This window comes from Streptomyces sp. WAC05292 (assembly GCF_003949955.1).
In the GTDB taxonomy this organism is placed as follows: Bacteria; Actinomycetota; Actinomycetes; order Streptomycetales; family Streptomycetaceae; genus Streptomyces; species Streptomyces globosus.
Genome location: NZ_RPSE01000038.1, coordinates 13,166 through 30,260 on the forward strand (window position 1 = coordinate 13,166; position 17,095 = coordinate 30,260).

The following is a 17,095-nucleotide window of genomic DNA, read 5'->3' on the forward strand; positions in this document are numbered from 1 at the left end:
TGTGGAGCGGGCGCCGGTCAGGCGGCGAAGCCGAAGGCGTGGGTGGCGCGGGCCCGGGCGCTGCCGAGGCGGAAGGCGGTGAGCGCGGCGGCCAGCCATCCGGCGCCGGTGAGCAGGGCCCACAGGGCCGGGACGGCGACGGCCGCGGCGGAGCCGCCGGCTTCGGCGAGTGCGCGGACGGCGGCGATGCCGTGGGTGGGCGGCAGCACGGCGGCGGCGGCCTGTACCCAGCCGGGCCAGAAGGTGACGGGCACTTCGGCTCCGCACACCGCCATGAGCAGCAGGAAGGACGCGTTGAAGATGATGTTCCGGGCTTCGGGTGCGGCCAGCACGAAGGCGCCGACGAACAGCCCGAGGCAGTACGTGGAGAACGCGGTGACCAGCACGAGGGCGACCAGGGCGGGGATGCGGGAGGGCGGCCAGTGCACGCCGAACGCGGGGCCCACGGCGAGCAGGGACACGAGGGCGGTCGCCGAGCCGCTGAGGGGCCACTGGAGGCTGCGGCCGAACATGACCCAGCCCATGTCGCCGGGGGCGGCGGCCAGCAGGGGCAGGGTGCCGTGGCCGCGCTCCCAGCTGGTCGAGACGACCACGGTCATCGCCTCGATGACGCAGGCCATGACGGCGTTGCCGATGACGAGGTAGCGGGTCTTGTCGGCCGATCCGAGCATCTGGCCGATCAGGGCGAAGAAGCAGACCTGGCTGAGCATCCGGGTGAGCCAGCCGAAGGTCCAGCTGGTCCAGGTGTAGGAGGCGCGGAAGTCCGCGTAGGCGTTGGCGGCGCTGTATCCGATGGTGCGGGTCGTCCGCAGGAGTGTGTCCATCGCTTTCCTCATGTCTGGGCGAGGGTGCCGGTGTGCTTGACCCGGCGCAGCATCCGGCTGATCAGGAAGGTGCCGGTGGCCGCGCCGGCCAGGCCGAGGCCCGCGACGGCGGCGATCGCCGTGCCCTGCCCGGTGGGGGCGGCGGGATCCAGCGAGGCCCGCAGCAGCGAGGCGCTCCAGGACAGGAACACCAGGTCCGACAGGGGGCGCAGCCATTCCGGCAGGAAGGACACCGGGACGAGGACGCCGCCGAGCAGGTAGAAGGGGAAGCTGAGGGCGTTCTGCAGGACCCGGGCCGACGGTGCCAGGACGAACAGGGCGGAGACGCACCCCGCGGTGCCGGCCATGGCGACGGCGGAGACGAGGACGCCGGCGAGGAACAGGGCCGGGTGTTCGATGCGGATGGTCAGGCCGAACACGACGCGGGCGACGATCCACGCCTCGGCGAAGGACAGGGCGCTGAACAGGGTCACGGCGGCGATCCGCACGTTCACCACGAGCGGGTACCGGGCGGGCGCGGCGACCATCGCCTCCAGCGTGCCCCGGTCGCGTTCCTGGCTGACGAGCTCGCCGGCGGTCTGCAGCGCCATGGACCACAGGGCCATCAGGGCGGGTGCGAGGACGGCGTAGCCGGCGAGGTCGGTACGGCCGGCGTGCACCTGGATGGCGAGGAAGACCAGCGTGTAGAGCGGGGTGGTGACGAAGACGTGCGCGATGTCGGGGGTGCGCAGGGTCATCAGCAGCTGGAGGCGGAAGACGGTCCACAGCGGTCTCATCGCGCCACCCGCATCCCCCGGCCGCCGCCGATCAGCCGCAGGTACACCTCGGCGAGGTCCGGCCGGACGGTGCCGAGTTCGGTGACCCCGGCGCCGACCAGGGCCTCCAGCACGGCGCTGACGGCGGCGGTCCCGAGGACGTCGATGCGGGTGCGGTCTCCGTCCTGGCACACGTCGACGACGTCGGGCAGGAGGCGGATCGCGTCGAGGGCGGCCCGCGGGACGTGGCAGGCCTCGATCCGCTCGTGGGCGTTGAGGCGGGAGGCCAGGGCGGCGGGCCCGTCGGTGGCGATGACCTGCCCGTGGTCCATGAGCGTGACGCGGTCGCAGACGCTCTCCGCCTCGGCCATGTCGTGGGTGGTCAGGAGGATGCTGCGGCGTTCGGCGCGGAGTTCGCCGATCAGCCCGCGGAAGTCGAGTGCCGCGGCCGGGTCCATGCCGGTGGTCGGCTCGTCGAGGATCAGCACCCGCGGGTCGCTGACCAGGCCGCGGGCGAGGTGCAGCCGCTGTTTCATGCCGCGGGAGAACCCGTCGACGCGTTCGTCGGCGCGGTCGGCGAGGCCGACCCGGTCGAGCAGTTCGCCGATGCGGCGGCGCAGGGGGGCGCCGTACAGGCCGTAGAGGGCTCCCCACAGTTGGAGGTTCTGCCGGGCGCCGAGGCGCCCGTAGAGGCCGCGGTCGCCGCCGAAGACGATGCCGACGAGCGGTTTGACGGAGCGGGGGTCGGCCGCCACGTCGTGGCCGAGGACGTGCGCGGTCCCGCCGGTGGGCGTGAGCACCGTGCAGAGGATCTTGCAGAGGGTGGTCTTGCCGGCCCCGTTGGGCCCGAGGAGGCCGCGCACCTCGCCCTGTTCGACGGTGAGGTCGACGCCCCGCAGGGCGGTCACCTCGGACTCGGGGCCGCCGCGCCGGGGGCGGTAGGAGCGGGTGAGGGCGCGTACGTCGACCGCGGCCGCGGCGGCGGTCATGCGCGGGCCCCGCTGTCGAGGAAGGCGAGGGCCGCCGCGTGGTCGGCGGCGTCGACCAGCTCGCCGGCGACGAGCAGGAACGAGCCGACGGGAGTGTGGACGAGGGTGCTCCGCGGGCCGTCGACGAGTTCGAGCCGGTCGGCGGGGCCGCGGCCGACGCAGGTGTCCAGCAGCATCCCCCACACGGGGAAGCCGGCATCGAGGCGGGCGCGGATCCCGGCGGGCTCGGACCGGGCGGGCACCGCGGCGCGCCGGGCGCGCTCCTGCGCGGCGAGGGGGCGCAGGCGGCCGGCGAGGGCGTCGAGGAGGGGGTGCGGGGCCACGGCGTGCACGAGGGCGGCGAGTTCGAGGCCCTCCGGGGCGAGGCGCAGGGTGTCGAGGGCCGCGGTGACGGCGTCGGTGTCGTCCAGTTCCCCGGCGGCCAGCAGCATGAGGACGTCGACGGCGTCCTTGGCGTGGAAGGGCCGCTCGACGCGTTCCTCGGCGACGGACAGCAGGTCGGCGAGGCCCTGCGGCCCGGGCAGCGCGTACCGGACGGGCAGGGCGCCCAGGTCGCCGTAGAAGGCGGCGGTGCTCAGCTCGACGCGCAGCTCCTGCTCGACGAGCGGGTCGGGCGAGGGCCAGGCGAGGGTCAGCAGGACGTGCAGGCGGCCGTCCGGGCCGGTGACCAGGGTCAGTTCGTGCGGTTCGGCACCGTGTTCGGTGGCGAGGGCGTGGGCGGCCGCCCACAGTTCGGCCTGGTCGGGCAGGACCAGGTCCAGGTCGCCGACGGGACGCAGCACGCCCTGCGGGTAGTGGCGGGCCAGGGACGGGCCCTTGACGACGCGGCAGTGCGGCGCGGCGGCTTCGGCGGTCGCGCGGAACGCGGCGTACCGGACGGCGCGGGCGCGGGCGCGGGCGAGCTCGTCGGAGCTGCCGCTGCCCAGCGGCACCCCCTCCCGGGCGGCGACGGAGATCACCAGCTGGGGCAGGGTCGCGGAGACGGCCCGCGCGGCGGCGACCAGTTCGCGCCCGTCCTCGTGGTCCGGTACGTCGAGCAGGGTGTGCAGGAGGGCGAGGTCCAGGGTGGCCGGGGGCGGGGAGCAGCCCGGACAGCTCGGCCGGGGCGGCGCTCCAGTAGGCGTGGTCGGTGTGCCAGCCCTTGGCGAGGAGGGAGGCCAGCACCCTCGACTCGCCCTCGCCGGCGTGGTGGACCACGTGCCCGAGGAGCGGCAGGCCGAGGCGGTGGGCGTGGCCGGCGGCGGCCGCGACCAGGGCGTCGCGGCAGACCCCGGCGTGCGGGGTGTCCGGTTCGACGAGGACGTCCCACAGCTCGGCGCGGACGGCACCGGTCACCTCGTCGGCCTGCCCGCCCAGGAGGACCGCGTGGCCGACCGCGGCGCCGTCGAGGAGGGCGACCCACCCGGAGCGGGAGGGGTCGGCGAGGACCTCGCCGACGGCCGCGGCCACCGCGTCCTCGGCCCCGTGCAGGCCCTGGTCGGCAGCGCCCTCGCGGACGGCGCGCGCCATCCAGGCGTGCACCGGCGCACGGTGCTCCTCGCCGGCCGGGACGATCCGCAGCCCCGCCGGCAGTACCGGGGCGGCCGGCGGTCCGCTGCGCCGGACGTAGGTCACCGAGCGGCGCCACGGCGCCGGCAGGAAGGTGCCGGCCGGGGTGCGGACCTCGACGCGGGCCGTCGCGGGGTGGGCGGCGATCCGGGCCGCGAGCACCGCCTCCAGGGTGCCGTCGGTGAAGGCCGGCGGGTCGGCGTACTCGACGAGCAGCCCGGTCTCCCCGGTCAGGCCGTGGGTGCTGGAGCCCACGACGAGCCGGCGGCCGCCGTGGTGCACCGCGAGGCCCGCGGCCTCGGCGCCGGCCCAGTAGCCGGGGTCCAGGGCGGCGGCGCGGGCGCCGTCCGCCGCTCCCGCGGTCCGTGCATCGGCCGCTGCGGTCATCGCTGTGCCTCCGGTCGTACGGTGACGAGCAGGTGCGCGGCCACATCGGCGGCCGCGGCGCGGACCCGGTCGGCGGTGACGGCCCGCAGGGCCGCCGCCTCGGACTCCGGCGACCAGGGCAGGGTGCCCGCGGCGGTGCGGTCGGCGGTGAGCCGGGCGCGCTCCATGGGCTCCTCCGCGTCCAGGACCAGGCCCATCGCGGCCTGGCGGCGGGCGGCTTGGAGGTCGGCGGCGTCCGGCCCGCGCTCCGCGAGGCGGGCGAGCAGGCCCCGTACCACCTCGACGGCCTCGCCGGCCTGGTCGGGACCGGTGCCGATGAGGACCCGCCAGGCCCCCGCCTCGCGGTAGCCGCGGTCCCAGGCCTGGAACGCGTACGACAGCTGGCGCTCGCCCCGCAGGGCCCGGTACAGCAGGGAGGAGGGGCTCGACCCGAGGAGCTGCGCCAGCACCGTGTACGCGGGCCGCAGCGGGGAGCCGGCCCGGGGGGACCGGGCGCCCAGGCACAGCCAGGAGTAGTCGGCCTCCGCCGGCAGGGCGAAGGCAGGACTGGACACCGGCCGGAGCGGGGCCGGGGGCACCGCGGCCGCGGGCGCGGGCCGGGTCCCGCGGGGCAGGCCGCGCAGCGCCCCGGGGATGCGGGGGCCGACGACGGTGAGGGCCGCCGGCGCGTTCACCAGGGCCGCGTGGGCGGCGCGGATGTCGTCCAGCGTGACGGCGCGCAACTGCCGCGGGTCGCCTCCGACGGGGCGGCCGAGGGGGTGTCCGGGAAAGAGCGCGGCGAGCACGGCGTCCTGCACGGCGTCGGCGGGGTCGGCGGCCGCGGCGGCCAGTTCCTGCAGGACCACCTCGCGCTCGTCGTCGAGGGCGCTCTGCGTGAAACCGGGGGCGGTGAAGGCGCGCAGCAGCAGGGTGGCCGCCTCGTCGGCGTCGTCCGCGTGCACCTGCGCGTAGTACAGCATCTGTTCCAGGCCGGTCTCGGCGTTGGCCCGCCCGCCGAGCCGCTCGACGCGTTCGCTGAAGGAGGCGCCGCCCGCCAGGGGCAGGGACATCACGAGGTGTTCGAGCAGGTGGGCGGCGCCGCCGAGGCCGTCGGGGTCGTCGCGGGAGCCGGACGCCACGGCCAGGCAGAGACTGGTGGTCCTGAGCCGTTCGTCGACCACGGGGATCAGGGACATCGGCGCAGCGGTACCGAGGGACATGGGGCCACCTTCCGGCCGGCGGGCCGACGGGTTCGGAGCGGAGGATCGGGGGCGGTGCGGCGGTGGGTGGGGCCGGGTGGCCGCCGGAGCCCGTGGGCTGCGGCGGCCACCCGGTCAGCCGGGGCGTCAGCCCTTCTTGACGACCTTGTCGAGACGCGGACGCAGGCCGACCTTGTGGTTGCGGGTCATGTGACTCCCCTTTCGGAGGTGTTTCGTGAGGTGCCCCGAGGCGGTTGCCCCGGGACAACGACGACGCTAGGCGGGGGCCGATGGACGCCCGTTCGACGCCGTGGTCGGCGTCCGGCGGCGGGCCGTCGATCGGATGTAGATCGGCGGCGGACCGCCGGGTGGCAGAGTGCGCAGCGTTCTCCCCGCACCCGGGACGGAAGGCCCCTTCATGAACCACCGACGCACGTCCACCCGCTGCCCGCAGAGCGTGTCGGCCCTGGCCGCCCTCTGCCTGACGGCCGTCGCGGCCGCCGGCGCGGTGCTGTGGACGGACCAGCCCGCGCAGCGTCCGTCCGCGGTGGCCGCGAGCATCGAGCCCGAGTGGAACAACACCGGCAACGAGGTGCACCCGCCGATCCTCTGACCCGCGCTCGCACCCGCGGCGCGCCCGCGCGTCCCGGCACACGCGAGAGGGGAGGGTGCCGTCCGCACGGGACGGCACCCTCCCCTCGTGTCCGGGCCGCGGGCCCGGCCCCCGGTCAGGCCGGGCCGGCCAGGGACTCCAGCAGCTCCTCGGCGTCGCGGCGCTCGGGGAGCCCCAGCACGTCGAAGATCTGCAGGGCCTGCCCCAGGTACACCCGCGCCCCCTCCGCGTCGGAGCGCTGCGCGAGGACCCTGCCGCACACCAGCAGCGCCTGTCCCTCGCCGGGTTCGTCGCCCCGCCGGCGCGCCAGTGCGACGGCCTCGCGGGCCATGGACTCCGCCGCGGGCAGGCGCCCGAGCCGGCGCAGCGCGTCGGCCAGCCGGTAGCGGGCATGGACCTCGCGGCTGTCGTCTCCGGCGCGGCGGCAGGCGTCGAGGGCCTCGGTGAGCGCCCGCACCGCCTCCTCGCACCGCCCGGCGCCGGTCAGCGCCACGCCGCGGACGTACAGGGCGTACGCCAGCGCGGAGTCGTCCTCCAGCTCGTGGACGGCGTCGAGCGCCTCCTGCGCCGTGCGCAGCGCGGTGTCGGTACGGCCCAGGCGCACATGGGCGAGCGCGCAGTTGAGGCTGATGGCGATCTCGCCCGAGCGGTGCCCGAGCCGGCGGGCCAGGGCGAGCGCCTCCTCGTAGTGCGTGATGGCCGCGTCGAAGTCCCGGAGGGTGACGGCGATCAGCCCGAGGTCGTTCAGTGCCTGGCGCAGGATCGCCACGTCGTCCGCCGCGCGGGCGGCCCGCACGGCGCGCCCGGCGTGGGCGCGGGCGGCCGACAGCCGACCGGCCCGCAGGGCGAACGAGCAGCTCAGCCACTGCGCGCGGCCGAACGAACGCTGGTCGCCGCGGCGTTTGGCCGCATCGCAGACGCGGAGCGCGGCCGGCGCGAGCTGCTCGTGGCGCAGGTCGCCGACGAACGGGCTCAGGGCGACCAGCAGGTCCGTCGCGGCGGGCAGCAGCCTCCCGAAGGGCTCGTCGTCGGCGTGGTCGGCGCAGGCCTGCACGGCCAGGACGGCGGCCTCGAAGTGCTCGGCGGCCCACCGGCGGGCGCCCTGGGAGTCGGTGAACTCCGAGCCGCGGGCGCCGAGAGAGGCCAGCGAGCCGACGACGGAGTCCCCGGGGACGATCTGCGCGAAGGCGTTGCAGGCCGTGGCGAGGAGGTGGCCGAGCAGGTTCTCGATGGCGAGGTCGGCCTCGGCCCTGTCGTGGGCGCGGGCGCGGGCCCGCCCGAAGACCCGGAGCAAATCGTGGACGCGGTACCGGCCCGGCGCCGGCGATTCCAGCATGGAGGCGCTGACCAGCGCCTCCAGGAGCTCCTCGGTCTCCTCTTCGCCGGTCTGCAGGATCGCCGCGGCGGCCTGCGGCCCCACGTCGGCCGCGGTGGCGACCGCGATCAGCCGGAACGCCCGCGCCTGGGCGGCCGGCAGGTGGTGGTAGCTGAGGTCGAAGGCCGCCTCGACGGCGAGGTCCCCCACCTTCAGCTCGCTCACCCGGCGGGCCTCGTCCGTGAGCCGGGCCGCCAGGGACGCGATGGGCCAGCCGGGCCGGGCGGCGAGCCGCGCGGACACGATCCGGGTGGCCAGCGGCAGCTGCCCGCACGCCCCGACCAGGGCCTGGACGTCGGCCCGTTCCGCGGCGAGCCGGTCGGGGCCGATGATGCGGCCGACCAGGGTGACGGCGTCCTCGTGCAGCAACCGGCCCAGACCGAGCTGGACGGCGCCTTCGAGGTCGGGCAGTTGGGCGCGGCTGGTGACGAGCACTGCGCAGCCGGGCGCCCCGGGTACCAGGTGGCGCACCTGGGCGGCGTCGGCGGCGTTGTCCAGGACGATCAGGACGCGCCGGCCGTCGAGGACGGTCCGCAGCAGCCGGGCCCGGGCGTCGACGGTGTCGGGGAGCAGGTGGACCGGGCACCCGAGCCCGTCCAGGAACGCGCCGAGCACGATCGCCGGGTCCTCGGGGTCGGGGTCGAGGCCGCGGAGGTCGGCGTAGAGCTGTCCGTCGGGGTAGTGGTCGCGGACCTGGTGGGCGACGTGCAGGACCAGGGAGGTCTTGCCGATGCCGCCCATGCCGGAGACGGCGGCGAGCGGCAGGCTGCGCCGGTCCGGCACCGGGGCCGTCAGGAGGGTGCACAGCGTCTCGACCTCGGCGCTGCGGCCGACGAAGTCGGGTACGGAGCGCAGGAGCTGGGCGGGGACGACCCGCGCGAACCCGCCGCCGGGAGACGCCGCGGGTGCCGTGCCCGGGGGTGCGGCGGGGCCGGCACCGGCGACGGCCGCATGCGCGCCGGCTTCCGCACGGAGCCCCCCGCCGGCGGGCGGCCCGGTGTGCGGGCCCGGCCGGGGGCCGCCCGCGTCCGGGCGGGCGCCGGTGCCGGGGCGGTCCCCGGCACCGGTCGCGGCCGTGTGACCGGCCGTGTCCCCGGACGCGTCCCGGGAGTCCCGGGTGTCCTCCAGGATGCGCCGGTGGACGGCCGCCAGCTCGCGGCCCGGCTCCATCCCCTGCTCCTCGACGAGCGTGCGGCGCACCCGCTGGAAGAGGGCGAGGGCCTCGGTCGTGCGGCCCGTGGCGTGCAGGGCCCGCATCAGCAGGCCGTGGAGCCTTTCGCGGCCGGGGTGTTCGGCGGCCAGGGCGGTCAGTTCGGGGATGACCGCCCTGGCGCGGCCCCGCGCGAGCTCCAGGTCGTACCTCTCCTCCAGCAGCGTCGTCCGCAGCTCGTTCCACCGCTCCCGCTGGCGCTCGGCGAACGGCCCCGGCACCTTCGCCAGGGGCTCGCCGCGCCAGAGCCCGAGGGCGTCCGCGACGAGCTCGCCGGCCCGTTCCGGGTGCCCGCCGTCCCGCGCGGCCGCGGCCCGGTCCGCCAGTTCCACGGCCCGGAGCGCGTCGACGGAGCAGCCCGGCGCGTCGAGCCGGTAGCCGTCGCCGACGGACACCAGGAGCCGCGGCGCGGCCGGGTCCGGTTCCAGGAGCCGGCGCAGCCGCCAGGCGTACGTACGGAGGTTGGAGACCGCGCAGTCCGGCGGGTCGTCGCCCCAGACCCCGGTCACCAGGTCCCACATCGGAACGGCGAGGCCCGGGCGCAGCAGCAGCTGGGCGAGGACCGCCTGCTGCTGCGGCGCGCCGGGCCGCAGTTCCCGCTCACCGCTCCTCATCCGCAAGGGGCCCAGTATCCGGAACCCCAGTACCTCGTCGTCCTCACCGTGCGCGGCTTCCGGCACGGGCATCGCCCCCTGTACACACCGACCAGCAGGACCGTTTCCCCTGGTCGTACCGGCCGTGGTCGAACAGGCGCCGCCGGCTGGTCGGACCGGGGCGCCGGCGTGGCGCGGGAGGGGGCGCGCCACGGCTCGGCCCTGCTCCTGCACCGGCGGCCCCGCCGCGCTCTCGCGGAAGGGGGCCGGGCAGCGCCACGGGCCCACCATGCTATAGAACGGATGATCATATTCCGCCCTGTCCGGGGGCGCCCGGCGGCCCGGAAGGCGTGAACCCGCACGCGTTCACCAGCTCCCGCACCGCGCGCACCAGCCGGCTGATGTGCTCGCCGCTCGTGCCCGCGCCGAAGCTCGCCCGCACGGCATCGAGCCGCGCCGTCCCGCAGCCGGCAGGCGCCGGCTGAGCCGCCGCGGGCGCCCCCAGCAGCCGGTTCATCAGGGGATGGGCACAGAACAGACCGGCCCGGACCCCGATCCCGTACTCCCGCGACAGGCGGTCGGCGAGGGTGAGGCCGTCGACACCGTCCACCGTGAACGACACCACGGGTACCCGGTCCGTCCGGCCGCCGAACAGGCTCAGCTGCCTGAGCCCGGGCACGTCCCGCAGCCCGGCCCGGAGCTCGTGCACCAGGTGCTCCTCGTGCGCGCGCAGCGCGTCGAAGCCGACGCCGCGCAGAGCACGGCACGCCGAGGCGATGGCATGGGCGCCCACGACGTTCGGCGTGCCTCCCTCGTGCCGCGCGACCCCCGCCTCCCACTCCACCTCCAGGCGGGCTTCCGGCCCCCGCCGTACGGATCGCGAGGCGCCGCCGCCCGCGAGGTACGGCTCCGCCGCCCGCGGCCAGTCCCAGCGGCCGGCCAGTACACCGGCGCCGAACGGGGCGTAGAGCTTGTGCCCGGAGAACGCCACCCAGTCGACGCCGAGGCCGCGTACGGAGACCTGCCGGTGCGCCACCAACTGGGCGGCGTCGAGCACGGTCCTCGCACCGTACCCGTGCGCCACTGCGGCGAGCTCCCGGACCGGCCACACCTCGCCCGTCACGTTGGACGCACCGGTGACGCACACCAGGGCGTCCGCGAGCGGGGCGCGCCTGCGCAACGCCTCCTCCAGGATCCGCACCGCGCCCATCGGCGAGTCCGGAGCGTCGAGCAGGACCACCTCCCGGCGGCGCCAGGGGAGCAGCGCCGCATGGTGGTCCGTTTCGAAGGCGTACACCGAACCGCCCTCCGGCAGCCACCGGGCGAGCATGTTCAGCGAATCGGTCGTGGACCGCGTGAACACCACGCGGTCGTCGGCCCGCAGGTCGAGGAAGCGCGCCACCTCCTCGCGGGAGTCCTCGAAGACCGCCGTCGAGTACCTGGAGAGATGGCCCGACCCGCGGTGGACGCTTCCGTACCGGGGCGCGAACGCGGCCACCTCCTCCCAGACCTGCGCGAGGACCGGGGTGGAGGCCGCGTAGTCCAGCGCGGCATGAGCCGCGTCGCCGCGGGCGGTGGGTACGGTGACGTCCCGGCCGAGCACCGCGAGGAGCGGTGCACGGCCGGGAGGCGTCTTCCCGCGGGAGGGGTTCAACAACAGCCTCCCGCCACTCCCGGGACGATGGAGACCTCGGCGCCGTCGGGCACGACGGTGTCCAGGTTCTCCTTGAAGCGGATGTCGTTGTCGTTGACGTAGATGTTCACGTAGCGGCGCATCGCGCCGTCGTCGTCCAGGATGCGCTGGGAGATGCCGGGGTGGTTCTCCTCGAGGTGGGCGATGACCTCGGCGACGGTCTTCCCCTCGGCCGTCACCCGTGCCTTGTCGTCGGTGTACGGGCGCAGGATGTTGGGGACACGGACTGAGACGGGCATGGGTCTGCCTCCTTGGTGGGCGTACTGGTTCGGTGGTGCCGTCGGCCGGCCCGGGGAGCGCGGCTCGCTCCGCCGGGCGGCGGCGGGTCTCAGGTGCCGAGCGGAGTGAGCACCGCCTGCAGGCACTCCATCCGGATCCGCGTGGAGCCGGAAGCCTTGTCGACCTCGCTGAACTGCGAGAAGAGGGTGAACAGGGACTGGCGGATCTCCTCGGCGGTCGGAGCGTCGCACTCGTCCAGGGCGAGCCGCGCGGGACCGAAGTTCTCGCACAGGATGTCCGTCCATGCCCCGACGGAGGGGACGTCGACGCAGATGGACGACTCCTCTGCCTCGATGGCCGCCCTGCCCCCGAACAGCCGGCGGAGCCCGCCCTCCGTTCCCCAGGCGGTCGAGCGGTGGACGATGCTGTCCACCAGCGGGCACACCGCATGCAGGATCTCGAACATGATCGTGATCGGGGACGCCGGACCCCAACTGCCCAGCACGATCCGACCCGTGGGCCGGCACACCCGCAGCAGTTCGGCGGCGCACGCGTCGGGGTCCGGTGCGAACTGCACGCCCCCCGCCGAGATCACGGCGTCGAACAGATCCGGCGGGAAGGGCATGTTCTGGGCGTCGTAGTTCCGCAGTGTCAGCTGCAGGTTCTTCTCCACCGCCCGCCGCTGCGCGACGCCCAGCATGTGCAGATCGGTGTCGATCGCCGTGACCTTGCAGTCGCGCTCGGCCGCCGCCAGCGCGGCGTTCCCGGTCGCGGTGGCCACGTCCAGCACGCTCTCCCGCGCCCGCAGGGCCGCACGGTCGCACAGGGCGGTGCTGAGGGGGAACAGCCTGTTCGCGACCTGCTGATACCGGTCGGCGGCCCAGTAGCGCTCCCGCAGGCGCGGGTTGGCCCCCGTCACGAGATCCTCCAGGGGGGTGCGACGTGGATTCCGTGGTCGTAGCGCAGCCACGAGGGGTCGAGGGGGTTCTCGATGACGTCGTCCATGGTGCGCACGCGGGTGGCGGCGAGCCCCTCCACCCGCAATTGCTCCTCCCATTCCTGGTCCGTCCTGGTGCGCAGCACCCGCACGAAGTCCTCCCGGCCGGCGTCCGCGGACAGGCCCAGGCGCTTCCTCAGGAACCGGGTGTCGTCCACCGCGAGGTAGCCGGACTGCGTGGGCAGCGGATGGAACGCCGGCCCCGTCTGCGGCCGGGTGAACGCCATCAGGACGTGCGCCGCGTGCCGCAGGGACGACTCCACGTAGCACCCGAAGCCGGTGTGCTGCCGCTGCATGAGCCCCGTCATGATCCCCTCCGCGCAGAGCAGGCCCCCCAGCGGGTCGAGCATGGTCATCTGGCTGACGGCCGGCCGTTCGCCGTCACAGCGGACGGCGCGCCCCATGCCGGTCGCGGCCTGGATCGACCAGTCCGACGCCGTGTGCGGCCATCTCTCGTCGTCCGGTGGGCTTCCCGTCGCATGCGCGTAGACCAGGGACGGGTTGACCCGGCGCAGGGTGGTGTAGTCCAGGTGGGCGGGCCCGAGCTTGCCGGGGGACCAGTTCGTCAGGAACACCGACGCCCGCGACACCACCTCGTGCACCCGGCGGCGCCCGCGGGGGCTGCGCAGGTCGACGCACAGCGCTTCCTTGCCGCGGTGCAGGGCGCGGAACGACACCGAGCACCCGGCGCGGACCGGCTCCACGCCGCGCGCGGGGTCTCCGTCCGGCGGTTCGACCCGCCACACCTGGGCGCCCAGGCAGGCGAGGATGCGGCCCGCGTAGGAGCCCTGCAGGTAGTGCGTGGCCTCGACGACCTGCATCCCCGCCAGGGGAAGCCAGCGCGGGGGCAGTGCCCCTTCGTCGAGGTTCTCCGCGGGGGGAGGCCCGGTCCACGGGGACGGCGACAGCAGCCAGGGCTCGATCAGGTCGTCGCCGATCGGGTTGGACACGTCGCTCACACAGACGTCCTCCGCGTGGGCGGCGGCCATGATCTCCTTCAGCGGGATGTGCGCCGCCCGGTGGACGGACTCGGGTACCCGGAAGCAAGCGGTCCACTGCCGCGCCTCGTGGGACCGCCACGACGTCATCGCGTCCCGGCCGTCGACCCCGAGCCGCTTCCAGAAGGCCGCCCACCGCTCGGCGCGGAACGTCTCCACCTCGACCCAGTGCCCGTCGGAGGTCAGGAAGGGCGGCGGCTTGCCCGCACCGAGCGTCTCCCGGATCGGGCCGAGCGCGGTCAGCTCCACGTGGTGGGACTGCGAGAACAGCAGGGCGGAGCCCGCATTGACCTCCACCTGCGTCACGTCCGCACTGCCGCGGGCCTGCGCGACGAGGGCCGCCATGATGCCCTGGCCGGCGGCCACGGCGCCGCACACCGAAGCGAAGGGGACACCCGTGCGGCGGGGCCCCTCGCCCTCGCGGCGGCCGAACAGACTCATCAGCCCGCACGCCGCCTGCAAGGTCGGCTCGCCCACCACGAACTGCCCGAAGGGCGCCCTCAAACTCAGGATCAGCGGCGGATGCCGGTAGGCGATGGCATTGACCTGCCAACTCCCGGGCGACCCCTTCACGGGCAGCAGGTTGACGCCGAGATGCGCGAAGTGCCTCTTCCAGTCGCGAGCGACAAACGACAACTCCATCAACAGCCCCTACACCTCATGGCGAGCATGCGAATCGTTTCTCCGGCGTTCTCACGCCGCCCGGCCGAACCCCTTCGGAAGACAGACCGCACATCCCGCTGCCATTCGGCGCAGACGCCCGCCCTGGTGCACAGGACCGCAAAGGGCGGCGCACGGAAAAGAGGGGGCGGCAGTCGGCCGCCGGAACACACTGCGGGATCAGCCGGAGTGCCTTCACGGTCATCCGCCGGCGCCCGAGGCACAAGAGCGCGGCGACAGAGCGAAGAAGCCCGTCGGCCCGGGCGGGCAGCCCCGGCGCGCACCACATCGGACGGAGTGCACGGGGACGACCCGGCCGGATTCTCCGCCCCCTTGCGCCGAATCCCGACCGGCGATTCCCTGTCAGCAGCCCGGCGTCGAAGCCGTGAGAGCCGGCGGCAGCGCGCACACCGCGGGCGCGTTCGCTGCGCAAAGCACCGGACTCCTGCGATTCCCCCGCACCCGTTCAGCGTGGTCCGCCGGCATTCCGCGAACAAGGGGTGCCACGGGCGCGCATCGGCGCACGGGGGGCTCACCCTGCGCAAGCCGTCTCGGCCCGCGTACCGGAGCATCCGGACAACGGCACGCGACCGGCACGAAGAAGAAGCCCCGACCGTATTCACAGCCGTGTGGAGGTTCCCTTGACCGACCAGGATGCGTACTGGTCTGCCTACGCGTACCAGGCCGTCGCCGGCAAACTCGCCGGCATCAGCCTCCGCCTCGTGCAGGAAGCGGACATCAAGTCGGACCACCGCGTCCTGGACGTGGCATGCGCCACCGGGAACGCAGCGCTCTACGCGGCACGCCGCAGCGCTGCCGTGTTCGGACTGGACTCCGACCCCGTCATGATCGAAGCCGCCCGCAAACGGCGCGACGACCTCCGCATGTCGGTCGACTTCCGGATGGGCGACGCGGCGAAGATGCCCTTCGCCGACGCGTCCTTCGACCGCGTCCTTTCGACCTACGGGTCGATGTTCGCCCCCGACGCCGAAGCCGCCGCCCGGGAGATGCTCCGGGTCTGCCGCCCCACGGGCGCGATCCTGATGGCGAACTGGAATCCCGGCAGCGTCATCACCGCCATGTTCCGGACGCTCCACGACCTCCACCCCGTGGCGGAGTCCATCGAGGACATCGCCCGCCGGTGGGGGACCGCCCACGGGCTGCGCGAGCTCTTCGGACCCGCCCCGGCGATCCACAGCAACATCAGCCACCACCACGTTCCGGCGACGGCCGCCGAACTGGCCTCGGTCTTCGCGGACCACTTCGGACCGGCCCTGTGCGTGGTGGAACGACTCGGCGAGCCGGCACGCGAACAGATCCGGGAGAAGCTCACCTCCCTGTTCGCCGGCCACGCCGGAGAGGGACCGGAGGGGCCGTGGGTCTGCGTCGACTACCTGTACGCCAGGATCACCCGGCAGTGAACGGGAACCCGACGGGAGGACGCACGCGCGCGGCCACCGCATCCGCCGTCCGCGCGATGGACTCCGGGCTGTTCGGCCACCTGACGCTCCGGCAGCTGGAACGACGCGCCTACCGGCTCTACGCCGCCGAGGGCCCCCGCGGCAAGGCGTGGCAGACGGCCGTCGACGCCCTGTGCGCCGCCCGGTACAGCGGAGACTCCCACCACGACTACCGGCGCCACCAGCGGCGCTGGCACCTGTGGCAGCCGGACCCCCTGCAGGTCGCACAGGCACGCGCCTACGTCCTCCGGAACGGATGCCGGGTGCGCGTCCTGGGCGCCGCACTGGCCGGAACCGTGGTCGACGTGAGGTTCCTGAACGAGAGCACCGGACCGCACCCCGCGCCCTGGTACGTCGTGTCCTACGACCACCTGCAGATCTGCCGTGCCCACGGAAGCGAGGAGCTGGAACCGGAAACCCCTGCCGACGACGGCGGGTAGGAACCGCCGCGGGGCGGGCCCGGGGGCGGGCCCCCGTCCGCGGTCCGCGGCCCGGAGCTTTGGCCGCACACCTTTGCGGACGTTAGGGTCTGACGCCGTAAAGGGGAGAGGTGGCAATGGGGCTCACGGACGCGGACCACGCGGGCCTGGTCGTCGCGGCGCAGGCCGGGGACGACCGGGCGCGCGAGGAGCTGATCGCCGCCTACCTGCCGTTGGTCCACAACATCGTCCGGCGTGCGCTGAGCGCACACGCCGACGCCGACGACGTCGTCCAGGAGACACTGCTGCGCGTCGTGCGCGACCTTCCGGCCCTGCGCGCCCCCGACAGCTTCCGCTCCTGGCTGGTGTCGATCACACTCCGCCAGATACAGACCCACTGGCAGCGGCAGCGCACGACCACCAGCAGGACCGCGTCCATCGACGAGGCGCACCACCTGCCGGACGCCGCCCCCGAACCCGAGGACGCGGCGATGCTGCGGCTGCGGGTGTCGGACGAGCGCCGCCGGATCGCCGAAGCCGGCCGGTGGCTCGACCCGGACCACCGGGTCCTGCTGTCCCTGTGGTGGCAGGAGCACGCCGGACTGCTGAACCGGGAGGACGTCGCCGCCGCGACGGGCCTCACCGTCGCCCACGCCGGAGTGCGCCTGCAGCGCATGCGCGAGCAGCTGGACCTGAGCCGGACGATCGTCGCCGCCCTGGAGGCCCGCCCGCGGTGCCCGCGGCTCGGCGAGGCCGTCGCCGGCTGGGACGGTGCACCCTCATCGGTGTGGCGGAAGCGGATCGCGCGCCACACCCGCGACTGCCCGGTCTGCACGGAGACGACCGCGAACCGGGTCCCCGCCGAGCTGCTGCTCCTCGGCGTCGCGCCCCTGGCCGTCCCGGCGGGGCTCCTCGCCGCGCTGACCGCCAAGGGCCTGCTGCCGGGTGCCGCCGCGGGCGCCGCCGGGCCTGCCATGGCCCCCGCCGCCGCGGCGGTGAAGGGAGGCGGTCTGCACGGGGCGGCGGCCGGCAAACTCCACGCGGTGACCGCTCATCCGCTGGCGTGTCTCGCCGCCGGCGCGGTGCTCGTCAGCGGCGCCGCCACCTACGCGACCTGGCCGGAGCAGACGCCCCGGGTTCCCGGCGTCACCGCAGCTCCCCCGGCCGCCCCCACTAC

Annotated in this window: 15 protein-coding genes; 5 read left to right on the forward strand and 10 right to left on the reverse strand. The window is 75.0% G+C overall.

Annotated elements, in window-relative coordinates:
* Nucleotides 1-17 precede the first annotated feature (17 nt).
* The 4 genes from EF903_RS35815 to EF903_RS07505 are packed head-to-tail and all read right to left on the reverse strand — an operon-like array spanning nucleotide 18 to nucleotide 3,527.
* Nucleotides 18-824, reverse strand: coding sequence for an ABC transporter permease (locus tag EF903_RS35815; RefSeq protein WP_185902560.1), 807 nt, complete (start codon nucleotides 822-824; stop codon nucleotides 18-20).
* A gap of 8 nt (nucleotides 825-832) precedes the next feature.
* Nucleotides 833-1,600: an ABC transporter permease gene (locus tag EF903_RS07495; protein WP_125542139.1), complete on the reverse strand. Its 768-nt coding sequence runs from the start codon at nucleotides 1,598-1,600 to the stop codon at nucleotides 833-835.
* Entirely contained in the window at nucleotides 1,597-2,568 is a 972-nt protein-coding gene (locus EF903_RS07500) for an ABC transporter ATP-binding protein (RefSeq protein WP_125542141.1), read from the reverse strand. Before EF903_RS07500 ends, EF903_RS07495 begins: the two co-directional genes overlap by 4 nt.
* Entirely contained in the window at nucleotides 2,565-3,527 is a 963-nt protein-coding gene (locus EF903_RS07505) for a nucleotidyltransferase family protein (protein WP_185902561.1), read from the reverse strand. Before EF903_RS07505 ends, EF903_RS07500 begins: the two co-directional genes overlap by 4 nt.
* Before the next feature lie 695 nt (nucleotides 3,528-4,222).
* Between EF903_RS07505 and EF903_RS07510 the strand changes: the two genes are divergently transcribed.
* Nucleotides 4,223-4,432, forward strand: a complete 210-nt coding sequence (locus tag EF903_RS07510) for a hypothetical protein (RefSeq protein WP_125542144.1) — start codon at nucleotides 4,223-4,225, stop codon at nucleotides 4,430-4,432.
* A 67-nt stretch (nucleotides 4,433-4,499) separates the two neighbouring features.
* Here EF903_RS07510 and EF903_RS07515 read toward each other — a convergent pair whose 3' ends face one another.
* On the reverse strand, nucleotides 4,500-5,702 hold the full coding sequence (locus EF903_RS07515) for a pitrilysin family protein (RefSeq protein ID WP_125542146.1): 1,203 nt from the start codon (nucleotides 5,700-5,702) through the stop codon (nucleotides 4,500-4,502).
* Nucleotides 5,703-6,099: 397 nt separating this feature from the next.
* Here EF903_RS07515 and EF903_RS07520 point away from each other — a divergent pair, with 397 nt between their 5' ends.
* Complete coding sequence (locus tag EF903_RS07520; RefSeq protein WP_125542148.1) at nucleotides 6,100-6,294, forward strand: hypothetical protein; 195 nt, start codon at nucleotides 6,100-6,102, stop codon at nucleotides 6,292-6,294.
* 115 nt (nucleotides 6,295-6,409) lie between these two features.
* Here the strand turns inward: EF903_RS07520 and EF903_RS07525 are convergent, their stop codons facing one another.
* The 5 genes from EF903_RS07525 to EF903_RS07545 form a co-directional block, all read right to left on the reverse strand.
* Nucleotides 6,410-9,493: a BTAD domain-containing putative transcriptional regulator gene (locus EF903_RS07525; RefSeq protein WP_125542150.1), complete on the reverse strand. Its 3,084-nt coding sequence runs from the start codon at nucleotides 9,491-9,493 to the stop codon at nucleotides 6,410-6,412.
* A gap of 286 nt (nucleotides 9,494-9,779) precedes the next feature.
* Nucleotides 9,780-11,126 carry an aminotransferase class V-fold PLP-dependent enzyme gene (locus tag EF903_RS07530; protein ID WP_125542152.1) on the reverse strand — a complete coding sequence of 449 codons (1,347 nt, stop codon included), beginning with the start codon at nucleotides 11,124-11,126 and terminating at the stop codon, nucleotides 9,780-9,782.
* Nucleotides 11,123-11,404, reverse strand: coding sequence for a ubiquitin-like small modifier protein 1 (locus EF903_RS07535; RefSeq protein ID WP_125542154.1), 282 nt, complete (start codon nucleotides 11,402-11,404; stop codon nucleotides 11,123-11,125). Before EF903_RS07535 ends, EF903_RS07530 begins: the two co-directional genes overlap by 4 nt.
* Before the next feature lie 89 nt (nucleotides 11,405-11,493).
* Nucleotides 11,494-12,303, reverse strand: a complete 810-nt coding sequence (locus EF903_RS07540; protein WP_185902562.1) for a class I SAM-dependent methyltransferase — start codon at nucleotides 12,301-12,303, stop codon at nucleotides 11,494-11,496.
* Nucleotides 12,300-14,015 (reverse strand): CoA transferase, encoded by a 1,716-nt coding sequence (locus EF903_RS07545; protein WP_185902563.1) that lies wholly within the window; start codon nucleotides 14,013-14,015, stop codon nucleotides 12,300-12,302. Before EF903_RS07545 ends, EF903_RS07540 begins: the two co-directional genes overlap by 4 nt.
* Before the next feature lie 665 nt (nucleotides 14,016-14,680).
* On the opposite strand from EF903_RS07545, the gene EF903_RS07550 reads away from it, so the two are divergent.
* The 3 genes from EF903_RS07550 to EF903_RS07560 form a co-directional block, all read left to right on the forward strand.
* Nucleotides 14,681-15,460 (forward strand): class I SAM-dependent methyltransferase, encoded by a 780-nt coding sequence (locus EF903_RS07550; protein WP_185902564.1) that lies wholly within the window; start codon nucleotides 14,681-14,683, stop codon nucleotides 15,458-15,460.
* On the forward strand, nucleotides 15,457-15,939 hold the full coding sequence (locus tag EF903_RS07555) for a hypothetical protein (protein WP_125542161.1): 483 nt from the start codon (nucleotides 15,457-15,459) through the stop codon (nucleotides 15,937-15,939). Before EF903_RS07550 ends, EF903_RS07555 begins: the two co-directional genes overlap by 4 nt.
* 116 nt (nucleotides 15,940-16,055) lie before the next feature.
* A partial coding sequence (locus EF903_RS07560; RefSeq protein ID WP_148142508.1) for an RNA polymerase sigma factor occupies nucleotides 16,056-17,095 on the forward strand: 1,040 nt, incomplete at its 3' end.

Coding starts and splice junctions, on each gene's coding strand:
- EF903_RS07525 (WP_125542150.1), bottom strand. CDS start 9,493: ATGAGGAGCGGTGAGCGGGAACTGCGGCCCGGCGCGCCGCAGCAGCAG.
- EF903_RS07520 (WP_125542148.1), top strand. CDS start 6,100: ATGAACCACCGACGCACGTCCACCCGCTGCCCGCAGAGCGTGTCGGCC.
- EF903_RS07500 (WP_125542141.1), bottom strand. CDS start 2,568: ATGACCGCCGCCGCGGCCGCGGTCGACGTACGCGCCCTCACCCGCTCC.
- EF903_RS07535 (WP_125542154.1), bottom strand. CDS start 11,404: ATGCCCGTCTCAGTCCGTGTCCCCAACATCCTGCGCCCGTACACCGAC.
- EF903_RS07515 (WP_125542146.1), bottom strand. CDS start 5,702: ATGTCCCTCGGTACCGCTGCGCCGATGTCCCTGATCCCCGTGGTCGAC.
- EF903_RS07495 (WP_125542139.1), bottom strand. CDS start 1,600: ATGAGACCGCTGTGGACCGTCTTCCGCCTCCAGCTGCTGATGACCCTG.
- EF903_RS35815 (WP_185902560.1), bottom strand. CDS start 824: ATGGACACACTCCTGCGGACGACCCGCACCATCGGATACAGCGCCGCC.